The sequence below is a fragment of the Streptococcus oralis subsp. oralis genome (assembly GCF_002096595.1).
Classification (GTDB): domain Bacteria; phylum Bacillota; class Bacilli; order Lactobacillales; family Streptococcaceae; genus Streptococcus; species Streptococcus oralis_D.
Genome location: NZ_NCUR01000010.1, coordinates 269,877 through 287,158, shown reverse-complemented (window position 1 = coordinate 287,158; position 17,282 = coordinate 269,877). Strand labels below are relative to the sequence as shown.

17 protein-coding genes are annotated in these 17,282 nt (G+C 39.9%); 15 read left to right on the top strand and 2 right to left on the bottom strand.

The window, feature by feature from the left end; all coding sequences use genetic code 11:
• Positions 1-33 precede the first annotated feature (33 nt).
• The 5 genes from B7714_RS05770 (at position 34) to B7714_RS05750 (ending at position 9,287) form a co-directional block, all read left to right on the top strand.
• A complete protein-coding gene (locus tag B7714_RS05770; protein ID WP_070567357.1) occupies positions 34-495 on the top strand; it encodes a MarR family winged helix-turn-helix transcriptional regulator in 462 nt (153 codons plus the stop codon).
• Positions 488-907 carry an EVE domain-containing protein gene (locus tag B7714_RS05765; RefSeq protein ID WP_084859929.1) on the top strand — a complete coding sequence of 140 codons (420 nt, stop codon included), beginning with the start codon at positions 488-490 and terminating at the stop codon, positions 905-907. The genes B7714_RS05770 and B7714_RS05765 overlap by 8 nt, the downstream gene beginning before the upstream one ends.
• A gap of 106 nt (positions 908-1,013) precedes the next feature.
• The gene (rexB, locus tag B7714_RS05760; RefSeq protein WP_084859928.1) at positions 1,014-4,289 is read left to right on the top strand and encodes an ATP-dependent nuclease subunit B; all 3,276 of its coding nucleotides are present in this window, start codon (positions 1,014-1,016) and stop codon (positions 4,287-4,289) included.
• A complete protein-coding gene (addA, locus tag B7714_RS05755; RefSeq protein WP_084859927.1) occupies positions 4,286-7,939 on the top strand; it encodes a helicase-exonuclease AddAB subunit AddA in 3,654 nt (1,217 codons plus the stop codon). The genes rexB and addA overlap by 4 nt, the downstream gene beginning before the upstream one ends.
• A gap of 169 nt (positions 7,940-8,108) precedes the next feature.
• Positions 8,109-9,287 carry a hypothetical protein gene (locus B7714_RS05750; protein ID WP_084859926.1) on the top strand — a complete coding sequence of 393 codons (1,179 nt, stop codon included), beginning with the start codon at positions 8,109-8,111 and terminating at the stop codon, positions 9,285-9,287.
• A 34-nt stretch (positions 9,288-9,321) separates the two neighbouring features.
• Here B7714_RS05750 and B7714_RS05745 read toward each other — a convergent pair whose 3' ends face one another.
• Both B7714_RS05745 and mazE read right to left on the bottom strand, forming a co-directional pair.
• Positions 9,322-9,678: a type II toxin-antitoxin system PemK/MazF family toxin gene (locus B7714_RS05745; RefSeq protein ID WP_000560800.1), complete on the bottom strand. Its 357-nt coding sequence runs from the start codon at positions 9,676-9,678 to the stop codon at positions 9,322-9,324.
• Complete coding sequence (mazE, locus tag B7714_RS05740) at positions 9,662-9,877, bottom strand: type II toxin-antitoxin system PemI/MazE family antitoxin (RefSeq protein ID WP_049505811.1); 216 nt, start codon at positions 9,875-9,877, stop codon at positions 9,662-9,664. Before mazE ends, B7714_RS05745 begins: the two co-directional genes overlap by 17 nt.
• A gap of 215 nt (positions 9,878-10,092) precedes the next feature.
• On the opposite strand from mazE, the gene ylqF reads away from it, so the two are divergent.
• The 10 genes from ylqF (at position 10,093) to B7714_RS05690 (ending at position 17,217) form a co-directional block, all read left to right on the top strand.
• A complete protein-coding gene (ylqF, locus tag B7714_RS05735) occupies positions 10,093-10,944 on the top strand; it encodes a ribosome biogenesis GTPase YlqF (RefSeq protein WP_000201310.1) in 852 nt (283 codons plus the stop codon).
• Positions 10,931-11,710, top strand: coding sequence for a ribonuclease HII (locus tag B7714_RS05730; RefSeq protein ID WP_084859925.1), 780 nt, complete (start codon positions 10,931-10,933; stop codon positions 11,708-11,710). Before ylqF ends, B7714_RS05730 begins: the two co-directional genes overlap by 14 nt.
• 12 nt (positions 11,711-11,722) lie before the next feature.
• Positions 11,723-13,273, top strand: coding sequence for a ClC family H(+)/Cl(-) exchange transporter (locus tag B7714_RS05725; protein ID WP_084859924.1), 1,551 nt, complete (start codon positions 11,723-11,725; stop codon positions 13,271-13,273).
• Positions 13,274-13,422: 149 nt separating this feature from the next.
• Positions 13,423-13,848: a hypothetical protein gene (locus B7714_RS05720; RefSeq protein WP_001027476.1), complete on the top strand. Its 426-nt coding sequence runs from the start codon at positions 13,423-13,425 to the stop codon at positions 13,846-13,848.
• Positions 13,849-13,952: 104 nt separating this feature from the next.
• Complete coding sequence (locus tag B7714_RS05715; RefSeq protein WP_084859923.1) at positions 13,953-14,396, top strand: hypothetical protein; 444 nt, start codon at positions 13,953-13,955, stop codon at positions 14,394-14,396.
• 104 nt (positions 14,397-14,500) lie between these two features.
• On the top strand, positions 14,501-14,932 hold the full coding sequence (locus B7714_RS05710; RefSeq protein WP_164497045.1) for a hypothetical protein: 432 nt from the start codon (positions 14,501-14,503) through the stop codon (positions 14,930-14,932).
• Positions 14,932-15,288, top strand: a complete 357-nt coding sequence (locus B7714_RS05705) for a hypothetical protein (protein WP_084859922.1) — start codon at positions 14,932-14,934, stop codon at positions 15,286-15,288. Before B7714_RS05710 ends, B7714_RS05705 begins: the two co-directional genes overlap by 1 nt.
• Before the next feature lie 41 nt (positions 15,289-15,329).
• A complete protein-coding gene (locus tag B7714_RS05700; protein WP_084859921.1) occupies positions 15,330-15,764 on the top strand; it encodes a hypothetical protein in 435 nt (144 codons plus the stop codon).
• Complete coding sequence (locus tag B7714_RS05695) at positions 15,764-17,008, top strand: hypothetical protein (protein WP_084859920.1); 1,245 nt, start codon at positions 15,764-15,766, stop codon at positions 17,006-17,008. The genes B7714_RS05700 and B7714_RS05695 overlap by 1 nt, the downstream gene beginning before the upstream one ends.
• The gene (locus B7714_RS05690; protein WP_239823555.1) at positions 16,990-17,217 is read left to right on the top strand and encodes a hypothetical protein; all 228 of its coding nucleotides are present in this window, start codon (positions 16,990-16,992) and stop codon (positions 17,215-17,217) included. The genes B7714_RS05695 and B7714_RS05690 overlap by 19 nt, the downstream gene beginning before the upstream one ends.
• Positions 17,218-17,282: the final 65 nt, after the last annotated feature.

The window sequence follows — 17,282 nt, the reverse complement described above, 5'->3', positions numbered from 1 at the left end:
ATAATATGTATACTTAATATTTAAGGAGAAATAATGTCAAAGTATCAATTTAATTCAATTTACAAAAATGATGAAACAGAGTCTACAGGTCTTCTTTTCATTAAAGTTTACAACAAGTGGGAAAGTAACTTAAAAAGAGTCTTGAAATCAGTTGGTCTTACTTTGCCTCAATTTATCGTTTTGACTTCGCTTTTGTTTCTGTCTAATAGAGAGGAATATGTAACGCAAGTTGATATTGCTCGGTTCTCTGGTATGGATGTCATGACGGTTTCCCAGATTGTTAGGCTACTGGAGAACAAGGACTACATTAAACGCGATCAACATCCAAAGGATAGTCGGGCAAAACTGGTCTCAGTGACGAAGTCTGGCGCAGAGAAGGTCAATCAAGCTTTACCTTTAGTAGAAGGTGTTGATGAAGAATTTTTTGAAAAACTATCTAACGATAGAGAAGTTTTTAATCGTTTGTTAGTAGAGTTGGAGGATAAAAATGCCTAGATATTGGGTCGGAGTTGTTTCAAAGAACCATGTTTTAAGAGGAGTTGAAGGGAATTTTTGTCAGGTCTGTCATGGAAAGGGCGGCCCCTTAAACCGTATGAAAAAAGGCGACTACCTTTTATACTATAGTCCCAAATACGATATGAACAGTCAAGATAAGTTACAGGCTTTTGTGGCTGTAGGTAAGATTACAGATGACAAAGCCTATCAAGTAGAGCAGTTTGAAGGATTCTTTCCCTTTAGACGAAATGCCGAGTATTATCAACCAGTCAAAGATTGTTCCATAGAAATAGCCAGACAACATCCTGAATGGAAAGAGTATACTTCTCGACTTCGTTATGGACATTTTGAAGTTTCCAAAGACTTTTTCCTCTATATCTTTCAGCATATGAAAGTGGATGATGAAGCATGATTGATTTGCTAATTAAATGATTGACAACTAGAATTTTGGATTTGGACTGTGAAGCGAACTTTGCTATAATAGAGTAAGAAACTTTGATAAACCAAACGAGGCAGAGATGAAATTACTATATACTGATATTCGGACTTCTTTGACTGAAATTTTAACGAGAGAGGCAGAGGAGTTAGTTGCTGCAGGCAAGCGGGTTTTCTACATCGCCCCCAACTCTCTTTCTTTTGAAAAGGAACGCGCCGTGCTGGAATGCTTGTCCCAGCAGGCTTCTTTTGCGATTACCGTTACGCGTTTTGCTCAAATGGCTCGTTACCTGGTTTTAAATGATTTGCCAGCTAAGACGAGTCTAGATGACATCGGGCTTGGAATGGCTTTTTATAAATGTCTTGCGGAACTGGATCCCAAAGACTTACGTGTTTATGGTGCGATTAAGCAGGATCCTCAATTTATCCAGCAGTTGATTGAACTTTATCATGAGATGACGACTGCTCAGATGAGCTTTTTGGACTTAGAAAGTTTGACGGATGAGGACAAGCGAGTAGACTTACTCTTGATTTTTGAGAAAGTGACTGCCTATCTTAATCAAAGCCAGTTGGCTCAGGGAAGTCAGTTATCCCATTTGATTGAGGCTTTTGAGAATGATAAGGTAAGTAGTGATTTCAGTCAGATTGCCTTGGTTATTGATGGATTTACTCGTTTTTCTGCCGAGGAAGAGCGTGTAGTGGATCTACTTCATCGAAAAGGTGCCGAGATTGTTATTGGGGCCTATGCAAGCAAGAAAGCCTATATCAGTCCGTTCGCTGAAGGGAATCTCTACCAAGCCAGTGTGGAATTTCTTCATCATTTGGGGGCAAAATACCAAACGCCTGCTCAAGACCGTTCTCAGACTCATGAGAAAATGGATGGTTTTGACAAGGCCTCTCGTTTGCTGGAGTCTTCTTATGACTTTTCAGAACTCACTTTGGAAGTCGATGACAAGGACCGTGATAATCCGCAAATCTGGTCTTGCTTGACGCAAAAGGAAGAGTTGGAGTTGGTAGCTCGCAGCATCCGTCAGAAATTACATGACAATCCAGACTTGAGTTACAAGCATTTTCGTATTCTGTTAGGACATGTGCCTTCTTATCAGTTGTCCTTAAAGACCATTTTTGATCAGTACCAGATTCCTTTCTATCTTGGTAGAAGCGAATCCATGGCTCATCATCCCTTGACCCAGTATGTAGAGTCAATTTTACGTTTAAAACGCTACCGTTTCCGTCAGGAGGATTTGATTAATCTTCTCAAAACAGGTTTGTATACTGACCTCAGTCAGGCTGAGATTGATGCTTTTGAGCAATACCTCCGCTATCTTGGTATCAATGGCTTGCCAGCCTTTCAGCAAATCTTCACAAAATCCCACCACGGAAAGTTTGATTTGGAACGTTTGAATGCTCTTCGTTTGCGTGTTTTGGCTCCTCTTGAAACCTTATTTGCCAGTCGGAAACAGAAGGCTGAAAATCTTCTGCAAAAGTGGAGTGCTTTTCTAAAAAACGCTGCTTTAAGCAAGCAGATGCAAGGTTTAACATCCACTATGGAAGTCCTAGAACAGGAAAGACAAGCTGAAGTTTGGAAAGCTTTCTGCCATGTTTTAGAACAATTTGCGACCGTTTTTGCTGGTTCACAAGTTAGCCTGGAAGACTTCCTGTCCTTGCTTCATTCTGGAATGAGTTTGTCCCAGTATCGCACTATTCCAGCGACAGTGGACACCGTTCTGGTGCAGAGTTACGATTTGATAGCACCACTGACTGCTGACTTTGTCTATGCCATTGGACTAACTCAGGATCATTTACCAAAAATTGCGCAAAATACTAGCCTTTTGACAGATGAAGAAAGACAGATCCTAAACCAAGCGACAGAAGAGGAAGCACAATTACTGATTGCAAGCAGTGAAAACCTCAAGAAAAATCGTTATACCATGCTTTCTTTAGTCAATGCTGCTCGTAAACAGTTGATTTTATCAGCACCAAGTCTTCTCAATGAAAACGAGAGCAAGGAATCGGCCTATCTTCAGGAACTGGTGAGTTTTGGATTTAGCCGGATAGAGAAGAAGATTCATCAAAAAAGTCTGTCTAAGGATGATATGGGTTCTTATCACAGTCTCTTGTCTAGTCTGGTTGCTTATCATCAGCAAGCGGATTCTAATGAAAATGAACAAGATTTAACTTTTGTCACTGTCTTGGCGCGTGTCATGGGAAAAAAACTTGATCAAAAAGGGCTTGTGAATCCTGCCCTCCCAACCAGTCCAATCAGCAAGCCTTTAGCTAGGGAAACCTTGCAGGCTCTCTATCCCGCTGACAAGGAGTTTTACCTGTCTACGTCTGGTTTGACAGAGTTTTACCGCAATGAATACAGTTATTTCCTCCGTTATGTCTTAGGTTTGCAGGAAGAAGTTCGTCTGCGTCCGGATGCCCGCAGTCATGGTAATTTCTTGCATCGTATTTTTGAACGTGCCTTGAAACTGCCTGATGAAGATTCCTTTGATCAGCGTTTGGAACAAGCTATTAAGGAAACAAGTCAAGAACGCGAATTTGAAGCCATTTATCAAGAAAGTCTGGAAGCCCAGTTTACCAAGGAAGTTCTTCTCGATGTCGCTCGGACAACTGGCCACATCCTTCGTCATAATCCAGCTATCAAAACCATCCAAGAGGAAGCAACATTTGGCGGCAAAGATCAGGCCTTTATTCAATTGGATAATGGTCGGAGTGTCCATGTGCGAGGCAAGGTTGACCGCATTGACCGTTTGAAAGCTGATGGAGCACTAGGAGTAGTAGACTACAAGTCTAGTTTGACTCAGTTCCAGTTTCCTCATTTCTTTAATGGGCTTAATTCCCAGTTGCCAACCTATCTTGCTGCCCTAAAAAGAGAAGGGGAGCAGAACTTTTTCGGAGCTATGTACCTAGAAATGGCTGAACCTGTCCAATCCTTATTAGCAGTTAAAAATCTTTCAGGAGCAGTAGTAGAAGCCAGCAAGTCTATGAAATATCAAGGGCTCTTTTTAGAAAAAGAAAGCAGTCACTTGGGCGAGTTTTATAACAAAAACAAGGCCAATCAACTGACAGACGAGGAGTTCCAGCTCTTATTGGACTACAATGCCCATCTGTACAAGAAGGCAGCTGAGAAGATTTTAGAAGGCCAGTTTGCCATCAATCCATACACAGAAAACGGCAGAAGTATTGCCCCGTATGTCCAGCAACACCAAGCCATCACTGGATTTGAAGCCAATTACCACTTGGGTCAAGCTCGTTTCCTAGAGAAGTTAGACTTACCTGATGGCAAGCGCCTAGTCGGAGAAAAGCTCAAGCAAGCTTGGTTTGAAAAAATGAGAGAGGAGTTGAATCGATGAAGCCCATTTCCTTTTTAACTGAGGAAGAGATTCAAAAATTGCAAGAAGCAGAAGCGAATTCGAACAAGGAACAGAAGAAAACGGCCGAGCAAATCGAAGCCATTTATACTGCAGGTCAGAATATCCTGGTTTCAGCGTCTGCTGGTTCAGGGAAAACCTTTGTAATGGCAGAGCGCATTCTGGACCAATTAGCCCGTGGTGTCGAAATTTCTCAACTCTTTATCTCGACCTTTACCGTCAAGGCTGCTACTGAACTCAAGGAACGTTTGGAGAAAAAAATCAGCCAACAAATCCAAGAAACCGATGATGTCGATCTCAAACAACACTTGGGACGCCAGTTGGCAGACCTGCCAAACGCTGCCATCGGAACCATGGACTCTTTCACACAAAAATTCCTTGGCAAGCATGGCTATCTGATTGATATCGCACCGAACTTCCGTATTTTGCAAAATGAAAGTGAACAGTTACTCTTAAAGAACGAAGTTTTTCATCAGGTTTTTGAAGAGCATTACCAAGGTGAAAATAAAGAGAAATTTAGTCGATTAGTGAAAAACTTTGCTGGACGTGGCAAGGATGAACGAGGTCTGCGCCAGCAAGTCTACAAAATCTATGATTTCCTTCAATCCACCAGCAGTCCCCAAAAATGGCTGAACGAGTCTTTCCTCAAAGGGTTTGAAGAAGCTGACTTTGCAAATGAAAAAGACAAACTAACTGAGCAAATCAAGCAGGCGCTTTGGGACTTGGAAAGTTTCTTCCGTTATCATCTGGATAACGATGCCAAGGAGTTTCCAAAAGCTGCCTATTTAGAAAATGTGCAGCTGGTTCTGGATGAAATTGGCTCCTTAAATCAAGAGTCCGATAGCCAGGCTTATCAAGCTGTGCTTGCGCGTATTATCGCCATCTCTAAGGAGAAAAATGGTCGATCTCTAGCTAACTCCAGTCGTAAGGCCGATTTGAAGCCACTGGCTGATGCCTACAACGAAGAGAGAAAGACCCAGTTTGCTAAACTAGGACAACTAGCGGACCAGATAACCATTCTCGACTACCAAGAACGTTATCATGAAGATACTTGGGAGCTAGCTAAAACTTTCCAAACCTTTATGAGTGATTTTGTGGAGGCTTATCGTGAACGCAAACACCAGGAAAATGCCTTTGAATTCGCTGATATTAGTCATTACACCATTGAGATTTTAGAGAATTTCCCACAAGTTCGCGAGACTTATCAAGAGAGATTCCATGAAGTCATGGTCGATGAGTATCAGGATACCAACCACATTCAAGAACGGATGCTGGAATTGCTGTCAAATGATCACAATCGCTTTATGGTGGGAGATATCAAGCAGTCCATCTACCGTTTCCGTCAGGCAGATCCCCAGATTTTCAATGAAAAATTCCAACGCTATGCGCAAAATCCTCAAGAAGGAAAGCTGATTTTGCTCAAGGAAAATTTCCGTAGTAGTTCAGAAGTTCTGTCAGCAACCAATGATGTTTTTGGACGCCTTATGGACCAGGAGGTCGGCGAAATCAACTACGATAGCATGCACCAGCTTGTTTTTGCCAATACCAAACTAACTCCCAATCCAGAAAATAAGGCAGAATTTCTCCTCTACGACAAGAACGATAGTGGGCAAGAGGAAGAAGAAAGCCAAGCAGAAACGAAACTCACTGGGGAAATGCGCCTGGTCATCAAGGAAATCTTAAAGCTTCATCAGGAAAAAGGTGTTACCTTTAAAGAAATAGCCCTTTTGACTTCCAGCCGCAGTCGTAATGACCAGATTCTTCTTGCCCTGTCTGAGTACGGGATACCTGTCAAAACCGACGGTGAGCAAAACAATTATCTCCAATCCCTAGAAGTGCAAGTCATGCTGGATACGCTTCGTGTCATTCACAATCCCCTGCAAGACTATGCCTTAGTTGCTCTGATGAAGTCTCCAATGTTTGGTTTTGATGAGGACGAGTTGGCACGTTTATCCCTCCAGAAAGCAGAGAATAAAATCCAAGAAAATCTCTATGAGAAACTGGTCAATGCTCAAAAACTGGCAACAAGTCAGAAAAACTTGATTCATACAGCTCTAGCTGAAAAACTCAATCAATTCATGGATATTTTGGATTCTTGGCGCTTATATGCCAAAACCCACTCTCTCTATGACTTGATTTGGAAGATTTACAACGACCGTTTTTATTATGACTATGTTGGGGCTTTGCCAAACGGACCTGCTAGACAGGCCAATCTCTACGCCCTAGCTCTGCGAGCAGATCAGTTTGAAAAGAGTAATTTCAAGGGCTTGTCTCGTTTTATTCGTATGATTGATCAGGTTTTGGAAGCCCAGCATGATCTCGCAAGCGTAGCCGTCGCACCGCCTAAAGATGCCGTGGAACTTATGACCATTCACAAGAGCAAAGGACTGGAGTTTCCTTATGTCTTTATCCTCAATATGGATCAGGACTTCAACAAGCAAGACTCGATGTCAGAAGTTATTCTCAGTCGTCAAAATTGGCTTGGTGTCAAATACATTGCCAAAGTGGAAACAGGAGCAGTGGAAGCACACTATCCTAAAACCATCAAACTCTCTATTCCTAGCTTAACTTATACGCAGAATGAGAAAGAACTGCAACTGGCTAGCTATTCAGAGCAGATGCGTCTGCTATATGTTGCCATGACGCGAGCTGAGAAAAAACTCTATCTTGTCGGCAAGGGTTCTCGTGAAAAGCTAGAAGCCAAGGAATATCCAGCAGCAAACAATGGAAAATTAGATGGCAATACCAGACTGCAAGCAAGAAATTTCCAAGATTGGGTCTGGGCTATCAGTAAAGTATTTACCAAGGACAATCTCAACTTTAGCTATCGTTTTGTTGGTGAAGACCAGTTGACTAGAGAAGCTATCGGAGAATTGGAAAACAAGAGCCCTCTCCAAGATAGCTCTCAAGCAGACAATCGCCAGTCAGAAACTATCAAAGAAGCTTTGGAAATGCTAAAAGAAGTAGAAGTCTATAATACGCTTCACCGTGCAGCTATTGAACTCTCTAGTGTCCAAACTCCAAGCCAAATCAAGAAATTCTACGAACCAGTAATGGATATGGAAGGGGTACAAATTGCTAACCAAACCAAATCACCAGAGAAGCCAATCAGCTTTGATTTACCAGATTTTTCAACTAAAGAAAAGGTAACAGGAGCAGAAATTGGTAGTGCAACCCACGAACTCATGCAGAGAATGGACCTTGGTCAGCAACCAACACTTGCTAGCCTGAAAGATACTCTTAAACAAGTTCAAACTAGTCCAGCTGTTAGAGACAAGATCAATCTTTCTAAAATCCTAGCCTTCTTTGATACGTCACTCGGTCAAGAAATTCTCGCCAATACAAATCATCTCTATCGCGAGCAACCTTTCTCCATGCTCAAACGCGACCAAAAGAGTCAGGAAGACTTTGTTGTTCGTGGAATCTTGGATGGCTATCTTCTTTATAAGGATCGTATCGTTCTTTTCGACTACAAAACAGACCATTACGATCAACCAAGTCAACTCATAGACCGCTATCGTGGTCAGTTAGCCCTATACGGAGAGGCTTTATCACGAGCCTATTCGATTGAAAACATTGAAAAATACTTGATTTTGCTCGGTAAAGATGAGGTTCAAGTTGTAAAAGTATAATTTATACTCTTCGAAAATCAAATTCAAACCACGTCAGCTTCACCTTGCCGTATATAGGTGACTGACTTCGTCAGTTCTATCCACAACCTCAAAACTGTGTTTTGAGCAACCTACGGCTAGCTTCCTAGTTTGCTCTTTAATTTTCATTGAGTATTAGAAAGGAGACCTCATGACACTTCCAGTTAGAAAATCCCTGCACGATGCGGTTTTACAGGCTTCAAAAGCTGATACTTGGGATCAAGCCACTAAGGAATGGAATGAAGTTTCCTTGATTTTTAATGGTATTGGCCGTAGTAATTGTGTTTGCGGGAATGCCATAAAATACGCCTACGAACTCTTTAACGGAGTTACAGGCCAACGTCTCTTTCCTATCGGAAGCGACTGTGTTCGTCATTTTCATCGACTGACTTTAGACCAGCAACTGGAAGAGGAAGAAAAACTACTCAGAAAAGTTGAAAACCTAACCAGAAAGGCTCAGAAAAAGGAAAAAATCAAGGTTAATAAAAGCGATTTTGATGAACGACTTCTAAAATGGTTTTGGGAGAAAGGTGTTTTCAAAGCCAATCGTGGCAATCAATTCGCGCCTGAGAGAGACTATCAGCTCTTCCTAGAGGTCTTTCAAGGCGGAAGTTGGACCAAGGCAGAGCCAAAGAAGAAGGCTCGTATGGAAGAAGTGCTGGAAAAGTGTATCAAACCTTTTTTACTTGGTAAGACCGATGACCAACTCTACCTTGTCAAACTAGGCAAGGAGAAAATCGACTACGAGCAGCATTTACGGATTCAGGCAGAGAAAGAACGCAAGAAAAGAGATAAAATCGCCAAGCAATACGCTGACAACCTCATTCTTGCCATGGGACCTGCAGAACGAGCCTATCAAGATTATTTTGGCTTTACAGAAACCTTGACCCAAGAAGAACGAAAGTGGGAGAAAATCCTCTTTGGTAAGAATAGAGACGAACGGGCTATCAAGGCTAAGCAAAACCAAAAGGAGCTGGAAAAGGATCAGCGGATTGCAGGTCAGGATCCGATTGAACGAAAGCAGAAGCAGACTTGGCTTCTTAATTCTTATTTTCGGGATTTGCCTGATGAAAAAGCTAGATTTTCTCGGCTTCTATTAGAATATCGAAAAAGTGGAGAAGTACTCTTTTCAGATGAATACTTATCTGAGCATCTCATCGACTTTTTTTACAAGATGAAAGCCTTTGAGTTTGAAATTGCTCCAGATCAAGTTGCTGAATTTTTAAAAGAATGCCTTCAGGCAGAACATCTATCATCTGCACAAGAAAGCTGGATTAGAGGGATTTTGACAAATTGCCTTCACCCGTTTTTAGATAGATTACTCATATAGAAAAAAATCCTACCATGCATAGACAAGGTAGGATTTATGTATCTCCAAAGATGTATTGGTAAAGTTGGACTACTTTCTGAAAACACTGCGTGTCCATTCTTGTTATTTTTTGAGCATTACGCATCCGAAAATCGAAGGTATACAGTTGAAATGGATTGACAGCGCCATCTACCTTGTCCGACGAGACAGGAACGAGCAAGCCTTTTTCTGCCAAACGACGTTGGCCGTGAGTGATAGGACAGACAGCTACAAAACCAGTTTGCAAGGCATATTCTCTCCTAGAAACTACCAAGGCAGGTCGCCTTTTCTGAATCTCCCGACCGACTGATGGATCAAAGTCCAGCCAAATGATATCCTGCTTTTCAGGAATATAGTCAGATTTCGCTATCAACTGACCTTACCCCTTCAAAATCGTTTGTCATTCTCAAATCAGTAATCCCATCAAAAGGATCTTTCAGTTTTGGAGCTAAGACAATGACTCCGTCAATTCCTTTGTAGACAACCATTTCTTGACCTTCTGACATCCCTAAATTTTTAGGAATGGTCACAGTGAGCGAATTTCCCACCTTCCGAGTCTTTACTGTATTCATTGCTCTACCTCCACGAATTAGTATACACTAAGTATATACCTGTTGGCAAAAAAAGTCAAGTAAATCCTGACTGGCATCAAGGATGTTTCGGACCAATACTATTTGTCGTTTATTGTGGTCAAAGCCTGTGCAAAAGTTCCTCATTTATGATAGAATAGGTAGTAAGAAAGAAAACGTTTTTACTACGTTTTTTTTAGTCGGAAGGGGAAAATATTATGGCTACTATTCAATGGTTTCCGGGCCACATGTCTAAGGCTCGGCGGCAAGTTCAGGAGAATTTAAAATTTGTTGATTTTGTGACGATTTTGGTGGATGCTCGGCTACCTTTATCTAGTCAAAATCCTATGTTAACCAAGATTGTGGGTGATAAACCTAAACTCTTGATTTTGAACAAGGCTGACCTAGCAGACCCAGCAATGACCAAAGAATGGCGTCAGTATTTTGAATCACAGGGAATCCAAACTCTGGCTATCAACTCCAAAGAGCAAGTGACTGTAAAAGTTGTGACGGATGCCGCTAAAAAGCTCATGGCTGATAAGATTGCACGCCAGAAAGAACGAGGTATCAAGATCGAAACCTTGCGGACCATGATTATCGGAATTCCAAATGCTGGTAAGTCAACTCTCATGAACCGTTTGGCTGGGAAAAAGATTGCAGTTGTCGGCAATAAACCAGGTGTTACTAAGGGGCAACAGTGGCTCAAAACCAACAAAGACCTTGAAATTTTAGACACACCAGGGATTCTCTGGCCTAAGTTCGAAGACGAAACCGTTGCTTTGAAACTAGCCTTGACTGGAGCAATTAAAGATCAACTACTCCCAATGGATGAAGTGACCATTTTTGGTCTCAATTATTTCAAAAAACATTATCCAGAAAAGCTAGCTGAACGCTTCAAACAAATGAAGATAGAAGAAGAAGCACCTGTTATCATCATGGATATGACCCGTGCTCTCGGTTTCCGAGATGATTACGACCGCTTTTACAGCCTCTTCGTCAAGGAAGTCCGTGATGGAAAGCTCGGTAACTACACCTTAGATACATTGGACGACATCGATGACGACGATTAAAGAAATCAAAGAACTTCTTGCCACTGTCAAAGAATTAGACAATCCCCTTTTTCTTGAACTGGAAAAGGATCCTCGTTCTGGGGTTCAAAAGGAAATCAGCAAACGTAAAAAAGCCATTCAGGCTGAACTGGATGAAGACCTTCGTTTGGAATCCATGCTTTCCTATGAAAAAGAGCTTTATAAACAAGGATTGACCTTAATAGCAGGTGTTGATGAGGTCGGTCGTGGTCCTCTGGCTGGGCCTGTAGTCGCTGCAGCCGTTATTTTACCAAAAAATTGTAAGATTAGAGGCCTCAACGATAGCAAGAAAATTCCAAAAAAGAAACATCTAGAAATTTATCAAGCAGTTCAAGACCAAGCCTTGTCAATCGGGATTGGTATCATGGATAATCACATCATTGACCAAGTCAATATCTATGAAGCGACCAAACTGGCCATGAAGGAAGCAATCTCCCAGCTTAGTCCGCAACCCGAGCACCTCTTGATAGATGCCATGAAACTGGAGTTGCCAATTTCACAAACCTCCATTATCAAAGGAGATGCTAACTCCCTCTCGATCGCAGCTGCATCTATAGTGGCCAAGGTGACACGGGATGAATTGATGAAGGACTATGATGATCAATATCCTGGATATGATTTTACAGCTAATGCAGGATACGGAACAGCTAAACATCTAGAAGGATTGGAAAAACTAGGTGTCACCCCAATTCACCGAACCAGTTTTGAACCAGTCAAAACACTGGTTTCAACCAAGAAAGATAAGTAAGAGGAAATGATTATGGAGGAACAGTCAGAAACACTCAGTTCCAAGAAAGAATTTGCCTTTGCCTCAAGCACCATATTATCCCAAGTTGGACGAGGAATCATTGTTGGTCTCGTCGTCGGGCTAATCGTCGGATCCTTTCGTTTCTTAATCGAAAAGGGATTCCACCTGATACAAGGACTTTATCAAGATCAAGCGCACCTAGTGCGCAATCTTTTTATCATTGGTCTATTTTATTTAATAGTTTGCTGGCTTAGTGCGAAACTAACTCGGTCAGAAAAAGATATCAAGGGTTCAGGAATTCCTCAAGTCGAAGCCGAGCTGAAGGGACTGATGAGCCTCAACTGGTGGAGTGTCCTCTGGAAAAAATATATTCTAGGGATTCTTGCTATTGCAAGTGGCCTTATGCTAGGTCGAGAAGGGCCAAGTATTCAACTTGGAGCGGTTGGTGGTAAAGGCATTGCCAAGTGGCTAAAATCTAGTCCAGTAGAGGAACGTTCCCTGATTGCCAGTGGTGCTGCAGCTGGCTTAGCTGCTGCCTTTAATGCTCCGATTGCTGGGTTGCTCTTTGTCGTAGAAGAAGTATACCACCATTTTTCCCGCTTTTTCTGGGTCTCAACTCTAGCAGCCAGTCTAGTAGCAAACTTTGTCTCACTACTCATATTTGGCCTAACACCCGTACTGGATATGCCAGACAACATTCCTCTCATGACCCTAGACCAGTATTGGATTTACCTGGTTATGGGAGTTTTTCTCGGGCTTTCTGGTTTTCTCTATGAGAAAGCTGTACTCAATGTTGGTCAAATTTATGAATGGCTTGGTCAAAAAATCCATTTGGATAGAGCTTATTATCCAATCCTAGCCTTTATCCTCATCATACCAGTCGGAATTTTCTTACCTCAAATTCTTGGTGGTGGAAACCAGGTCGTTCTTTCTTTGACTGAGCAAGATTTTAGTTTCCAAGTTTTATTAGCTTACTTTTTGATTCGCTTTGTTTGGAGCATGATTAGTTATGGAAGTGGCCTTCCAGGAGGGATTTTCCTTCCCATTCTGGCTCTCGGTTCCTTACTTGGTGCCCTAGTCGGTGTCATCTGTGTGAATTTTGGGCTTGTCAGTCAGGAACAATTCCCTATATTTGTCATTTTAGGAATGAGTGGCTACTTTGGAGCAATTTCCAAGGCTCCATTAACTGCTATGATACTCGTAACCGAGATGGTTGGAGATATTCGCAACCTCATGCCACTTGGCTTAGTGACCTTGGTCGCCTACATCGTCATGGATCTGCTCAAGGGAGCACCAGTCTATGAGGCCATGCTAGAAAAAATGCTACCAGAAGAAGCAACAGACGAAGGTGAAGTTACCCTAATTGAAATCCCTGTATCTGATAAAATAGCAGGAAAACAGGTTCACGAGCTCAACTTGCCACATAACGTACTCATCACCACCCAAGTCCATAATGGCAAAAGCCAAACAGTTCACGGCTCAACTAGAATGTATCTGGGTGATATGATTCACCTGGTGATTCCAAAAAGTGAAATTGGAAAAGTCAAAGATATGTTGTTGTAGATGATATTTACATAATATAAATTATGTAAATTGAGATTGTAATTTAATATTTTTAAAAACCGTTTTCAGCAATGAGATCGGTTTTTACTTCTTATATAGTTAAAATTAATTTAAAATATTGTATAATAAGAAAAAGGAGGAAAGCTTAAATGAACATTTCCAGCAATAAAAAAAGTCATAAATGGCTATTAATCGTTTTGTTACTCGCAACCATCACAGCAGGAGGTGTTTTTATGTTTTCTATGTTTGGGAAATCCCAAGAAGAGCGTCGGAATAGAGAGTATGAAGTTAGTTTGGTGAATGCTTTAAAAAATTCTTACCAAGGTATTGAGGAGATTAAGATTACGAAACCTGATTATACAAACCCACCGGGATCATGGTCTTGTGATGTCGAAATTAAGTTTATTGATAAAAAAACTCTTAAATATGGGATTAATCACCATTTAAGTTATAAAACCAATTATGGTGGTCGTCAAGAAACAAACGAAGATTGGCAGTATTTAGAAACTCATAAAGGGCAAACTTTAAAGTCAGTGAAAATTACTTATTCTGATAGTGAGCAAGGAGAACTATGATGAATTTCCAATATACTGATGAACACTTGAATAATTTAAACCAAGATTATGCTGTTTATAGTGTGAACGAAGAATTTTCAAGGAGAAAAAGGAGAAAAGCTTAAATGAACAATTCCAGCACTAAAAAAAGTTATAAAAGTCTACTAATCGTTTTGTTACTCGTAGCCATCACAGTAGGAGGTCTTTTTATGTTTAGTATGTTAGGAAAATCTCAAGAAGAACGTCGAAATAGAGAATATGAAGTAAGTCTGGTTAATGCGTTAAAGAATTCCTACCAAGGGATTAAGGAGATTAAGATTATGGATCCTTACTATAATGACAAACCAGGTTCGTGGTCTTGTGATATTTCAGTACAGTTCAATGATAGTCAAACCATTACTTATGGAATTAATCACAGATTAACCTATAAAGAAAACCATGATGGTCTTATGAAAGGAAATACTAATGAAGAAATTGATCAACAATGGTCGATACTTCAAAAACACATTGGTAAAACAGAATCTACAATATTAGTACGATATTCAAATGGTGAAACAGGAAAGCAATAATGGTATTTAATTATACTGATAAACAATTGAATAATCTAAACCAAGATTTTCCTAATTATATTGTAAATGAAGAGTTTTCAAGTAGAAAAAGGAGAAAAGCTTAAATGAATATTTCCAGCAATAAAAAAAGATATATAAAACTACTAATCGTTTTGTTACTCGTAGCCATCACAACAGGAGGTGTTTTTATGTTTAGCATGTTAGGGAAATCTCAAGAAGAACGTCGAAATAGAGAGTACGAAGTTAGTTTGGTTGAAACTTTAAAAGATAGTTATGAGGGTATTGAAGAAATTAGATTTTCTAATGCAAACTACACAAATCCGCCAGGAAGTTGGACTTGCGTAGTTGAACTATATTTTAATGAGAGAAGCATAAAATATAAAATTAATTATTCAAAAAAAGATAAACGTATTTCTGATGTAACTTTAGAGAGAGAGAATAGAAAAGAGGACCGAGAATTTTTAAATAGTCACTTGGGTAAGACTAGTAAACTCACAAAAATTATTTATTCAGATGGTTCAGAAGGAGAATATTAATGGTATACACTTATACTGATAAACAACTCAATGAATTTAATCACGGAAAAAATGTTTATAGTGTAAATTCTGAATATGCTGAAAGGGAAGTTGAAAAGAAAGTTGTAACCAAAACAGATGATAAGTTATCTTCGGATGAAACCAACACTATAACCACCTCAGATGGTCAAGAATTCCGTGTTGTTGCCACTAAGTCTGACATTGAAACAGGTTTTGATGAACTGGCAGTTGCACCTATTGTCAACGGCGAACCTGATTATAAAAGTATAGCTGTGATTGCTGCGGGAACGGACCTAGGAAATCCTACTATGATTGATAGATTTAAAATAACTTTTTCTTATTATAGTGTAATATAGACAAATCTTATAGTATAATAAGAAAAAGGAGAAAAACTCAAATGAACAATTCTGGAATTAAAAAAAGTCATAAAAGGCTACTAATCGTTTTGTTACTCGCAATAATCACAGCAGGAGGTGTTTTTATGTTTAGCATGTTAGGAAAATCCCAAGAAGAGCGTCGAAATAGAGAGTATGAAGTTAGTCTGGTCAATGCCTTAAAGAATTCTTATCAAGGGATAGAGGAGATTAAGATTATGAATCCTGATTATACAAACCCACCAGGGTCATGGTCTTGTGATGTAGAAATCAAGTTTAAAGATGAAAGAAAAATTAAGTATGGGATTGGATATTCTTTAGACACTGAGGAAATAACTGATGCTTCATTGGAATGGGAAGGAAGAATAAAAGATAGACAATTTTTGAATGAAAACAAGGGTAAAACCACTTCGAAAATCAGGGTAACTTATTCTGATAACGACGAAGGAGAGCAATAATGACATTTAATTATACAGATAAACAGCTTAATAATTTAAATAGAGATAATGGGGTTTACAGTGTGAATTCAGAGTTTGCTAGACGAAAACATAAAAAGCTTGTTGTTAATAAACCTGATTCTGAATTAGCTAGCTATGAAACCAACACTATAACCACCTCCGATGGTCAAGAATTCCGTGTTATTGCGACTAAGTCTCACAAAGAAACAGGTTTTGATGGACTAGCGGTTGCACCAATAGTCAACGGTGAACCAGATTATAAAAGTATAGCTGTGATTGCTGCGGGAACGGACCCTGGGAGTCCTACTAAGATTGATGTCGGAACAGCAGTTGCAGAAAGAGAGTCAGGTTTATCCCCTCAATATTATGTAGCAGACCGATTTGTAAAAGAAATTATGGATGACCCTAGATATGAAGTTAGCCAACTTTCTGGTTATTCACAAGGGTCTTATATGCTAAAGGTAGGAGCTAAATACCACATACCTACGACAACCTTCAATGCCTGGTTTTTTTATCGTTCACTTTCTAATGAAGAAAAAGCATTTATTGATAAAAATCCAGCCATGTTTATAGATTATAGAAGAAATTATGATCTTGTTGTGTTTGGAAATGATTTCAACCATCCTGAATTATTCAATAAATCATTTTTAGAAATGCCTGATACCATATATTGGCTTGACGGAACTAGCCACAATATAGGTGATTGGGAGTTTGATCCTGTAACTGGTCAACTTGTAGATGGTAAAGGTGGGAAACCCTTAATCAGTGGCGTTTATCGAGCGTATGCCAACAGTCTCCGAGGAATGGCTCAATACAAGGACTTGAAGTCAAAATGGTCATCAGGTGGTATTAGTAGTTCTGAGGAAATATACTTAGATGCAGCTCAAGGTTCTATCCTATCATCATCTATGGCTACAGCAGCAAGAACGGGAGCTGATGAAGTGAGCGCCTTAGCCAAAAAAGCCAATCAGGAATTACAAGAAATTTGGTCAAAAATCGACTTTACGAGCTACACAGCGTTAGCTCCCTATGAAGTTGATGCCATTTTTGCTAGTCAAGGTATCACTCAAGCACAGTTTATCGATACGTTTCAGGCAGAGACAAATCAAACAGCCACTAAGATGAATGCTTCCGCCCAAGCATTTGAAAATTTGGATAAACAATTACAGGAAGTTATCGAAAAAACAGTAGCAACAGATAAGCAATTAGCCAAGGAGTTTCGACAATGGAAAGAAAAGATGTAAAATGGGAGGAAATTAGAGAAAAAGAGAGAGAACTGTATACTCTAGAAGAACGATATTATCAAGAAAAAAAGAAACTCGATAACAAAGCACTTGATCTAGACGAACGAAATGCAAACTTAGAAAAACTAATTTCCGAAGAAGTTGATAAAATGTCTCATATTTTGAGAAAATTTGAGACACTTTTCGAATCAAGTATACAGAGATCATAAAATTAAACTCGAAGATGAGAGAGAAAAATACGATAAGGAATTTCGCAAAAAAAGAAATGATTTAG

Coding starts and splice junctions, on each gene's coding strand:
- B7714_RS05770 (WP_070567357.1), top strand. CDS start 34: ATGTCAAAGTATCAATTTAATTCAATTTACAAAAATGATGAAACAGAG.
- B7714_RS05765 (WP_084859929.1), top strand. CDS start 488: ATGCCTAGATATTGGGTCGGAGTTGTTTCAAAGAACCATGTTTTAAGA.
- rexB (WP_084859928.1), top strand. CDS start 1,014: ATGAAATTACTATATACTGATATTCGGACTTCTTTGACTGAAATTTTA.
- addA (WP_084859927.1), top strand. CDS start 4,286: ATGAAGCCCATTTCCTTTTTAACTGAGGAAGAGATTCAAAAATTGCAA.
- B7714_RS05750 (WP_084859926.1), top strand. CDS start 8,109: ATGACACTTCCAGTTAGAAAATCCCTGCACGATGCGGTTTTACAGGCT.
- mazE (WP_049505811.1), bottom strand. CDS start 9,877: ATGAATACAGTAAAGACTCGGAAGGTGGGAAATTCGCTCACTGTGACC.
- ylqF (WP_000201310.1), top strand. CDS start 10,093: ATGGCTACTATTCAATGGTTTCCGGGCCACATGTCTAAGGCTCGGCGG.
- B7714_RS05730 (WP_084859925.1), top strand. CDS start 10,931: ATGACGACGATTAAAGAAATCAAAGAACTTCTTGCCACTGTCAAAGAA.
- B7714_RS05725 (WP_084859924.1), top strand. CDS start 11,723: ATGGAGGAACAGTCAGAAACACTCAGTTCCAAGAAAGAATTTGCCTTT.
- B7714_RS05720 (WP_001027476.1), top strand. CDS start 13,423: ATGAACATTTCCAGCAATAAAAAAAGTCATAAATGGCTATTAATCGTT.
- B7714_RS05715 (WP_084859923.1), top strand. CDS start 13,953: ATGAACAATTCCAGCACTAAAAAAAGTTATAAAAGTCTACTAATCGTT.
- B7714_RS05710 (WP_164497045.1), top strand. CDS start 14,501: ATGAATATTTCCAGCAATAAAAAAAGATATATAAAACTACTAATCGTT.
- B7714_RS05705 (WP_084859922.1), top strand. CDS start 14,932: ATGGTATACACTTATACTGATAAACAACTCAATGAATTTAATCACGGA.
- B7714_RS05700 (WP_084859921.1), top strand. CDS start 15,330: ATGAACAATTCTGGAATTAAAAAAAGTCATAAAAGGCTACTAATCGTT.
- B7714_RS05695 (WP_084859920.1), top strand. CDS start 15,764: ATGACATTTAATTATACAGATAAACAGCTTAATAATTTAAATAGAGAT.
- B7714_RS05690 (WP_239823555.1), top strand. CDS start 16,990: ATGGAAAGAAAAGATGTAAAATGGGAGGAAATTAGAGAAAAAGAGAGA.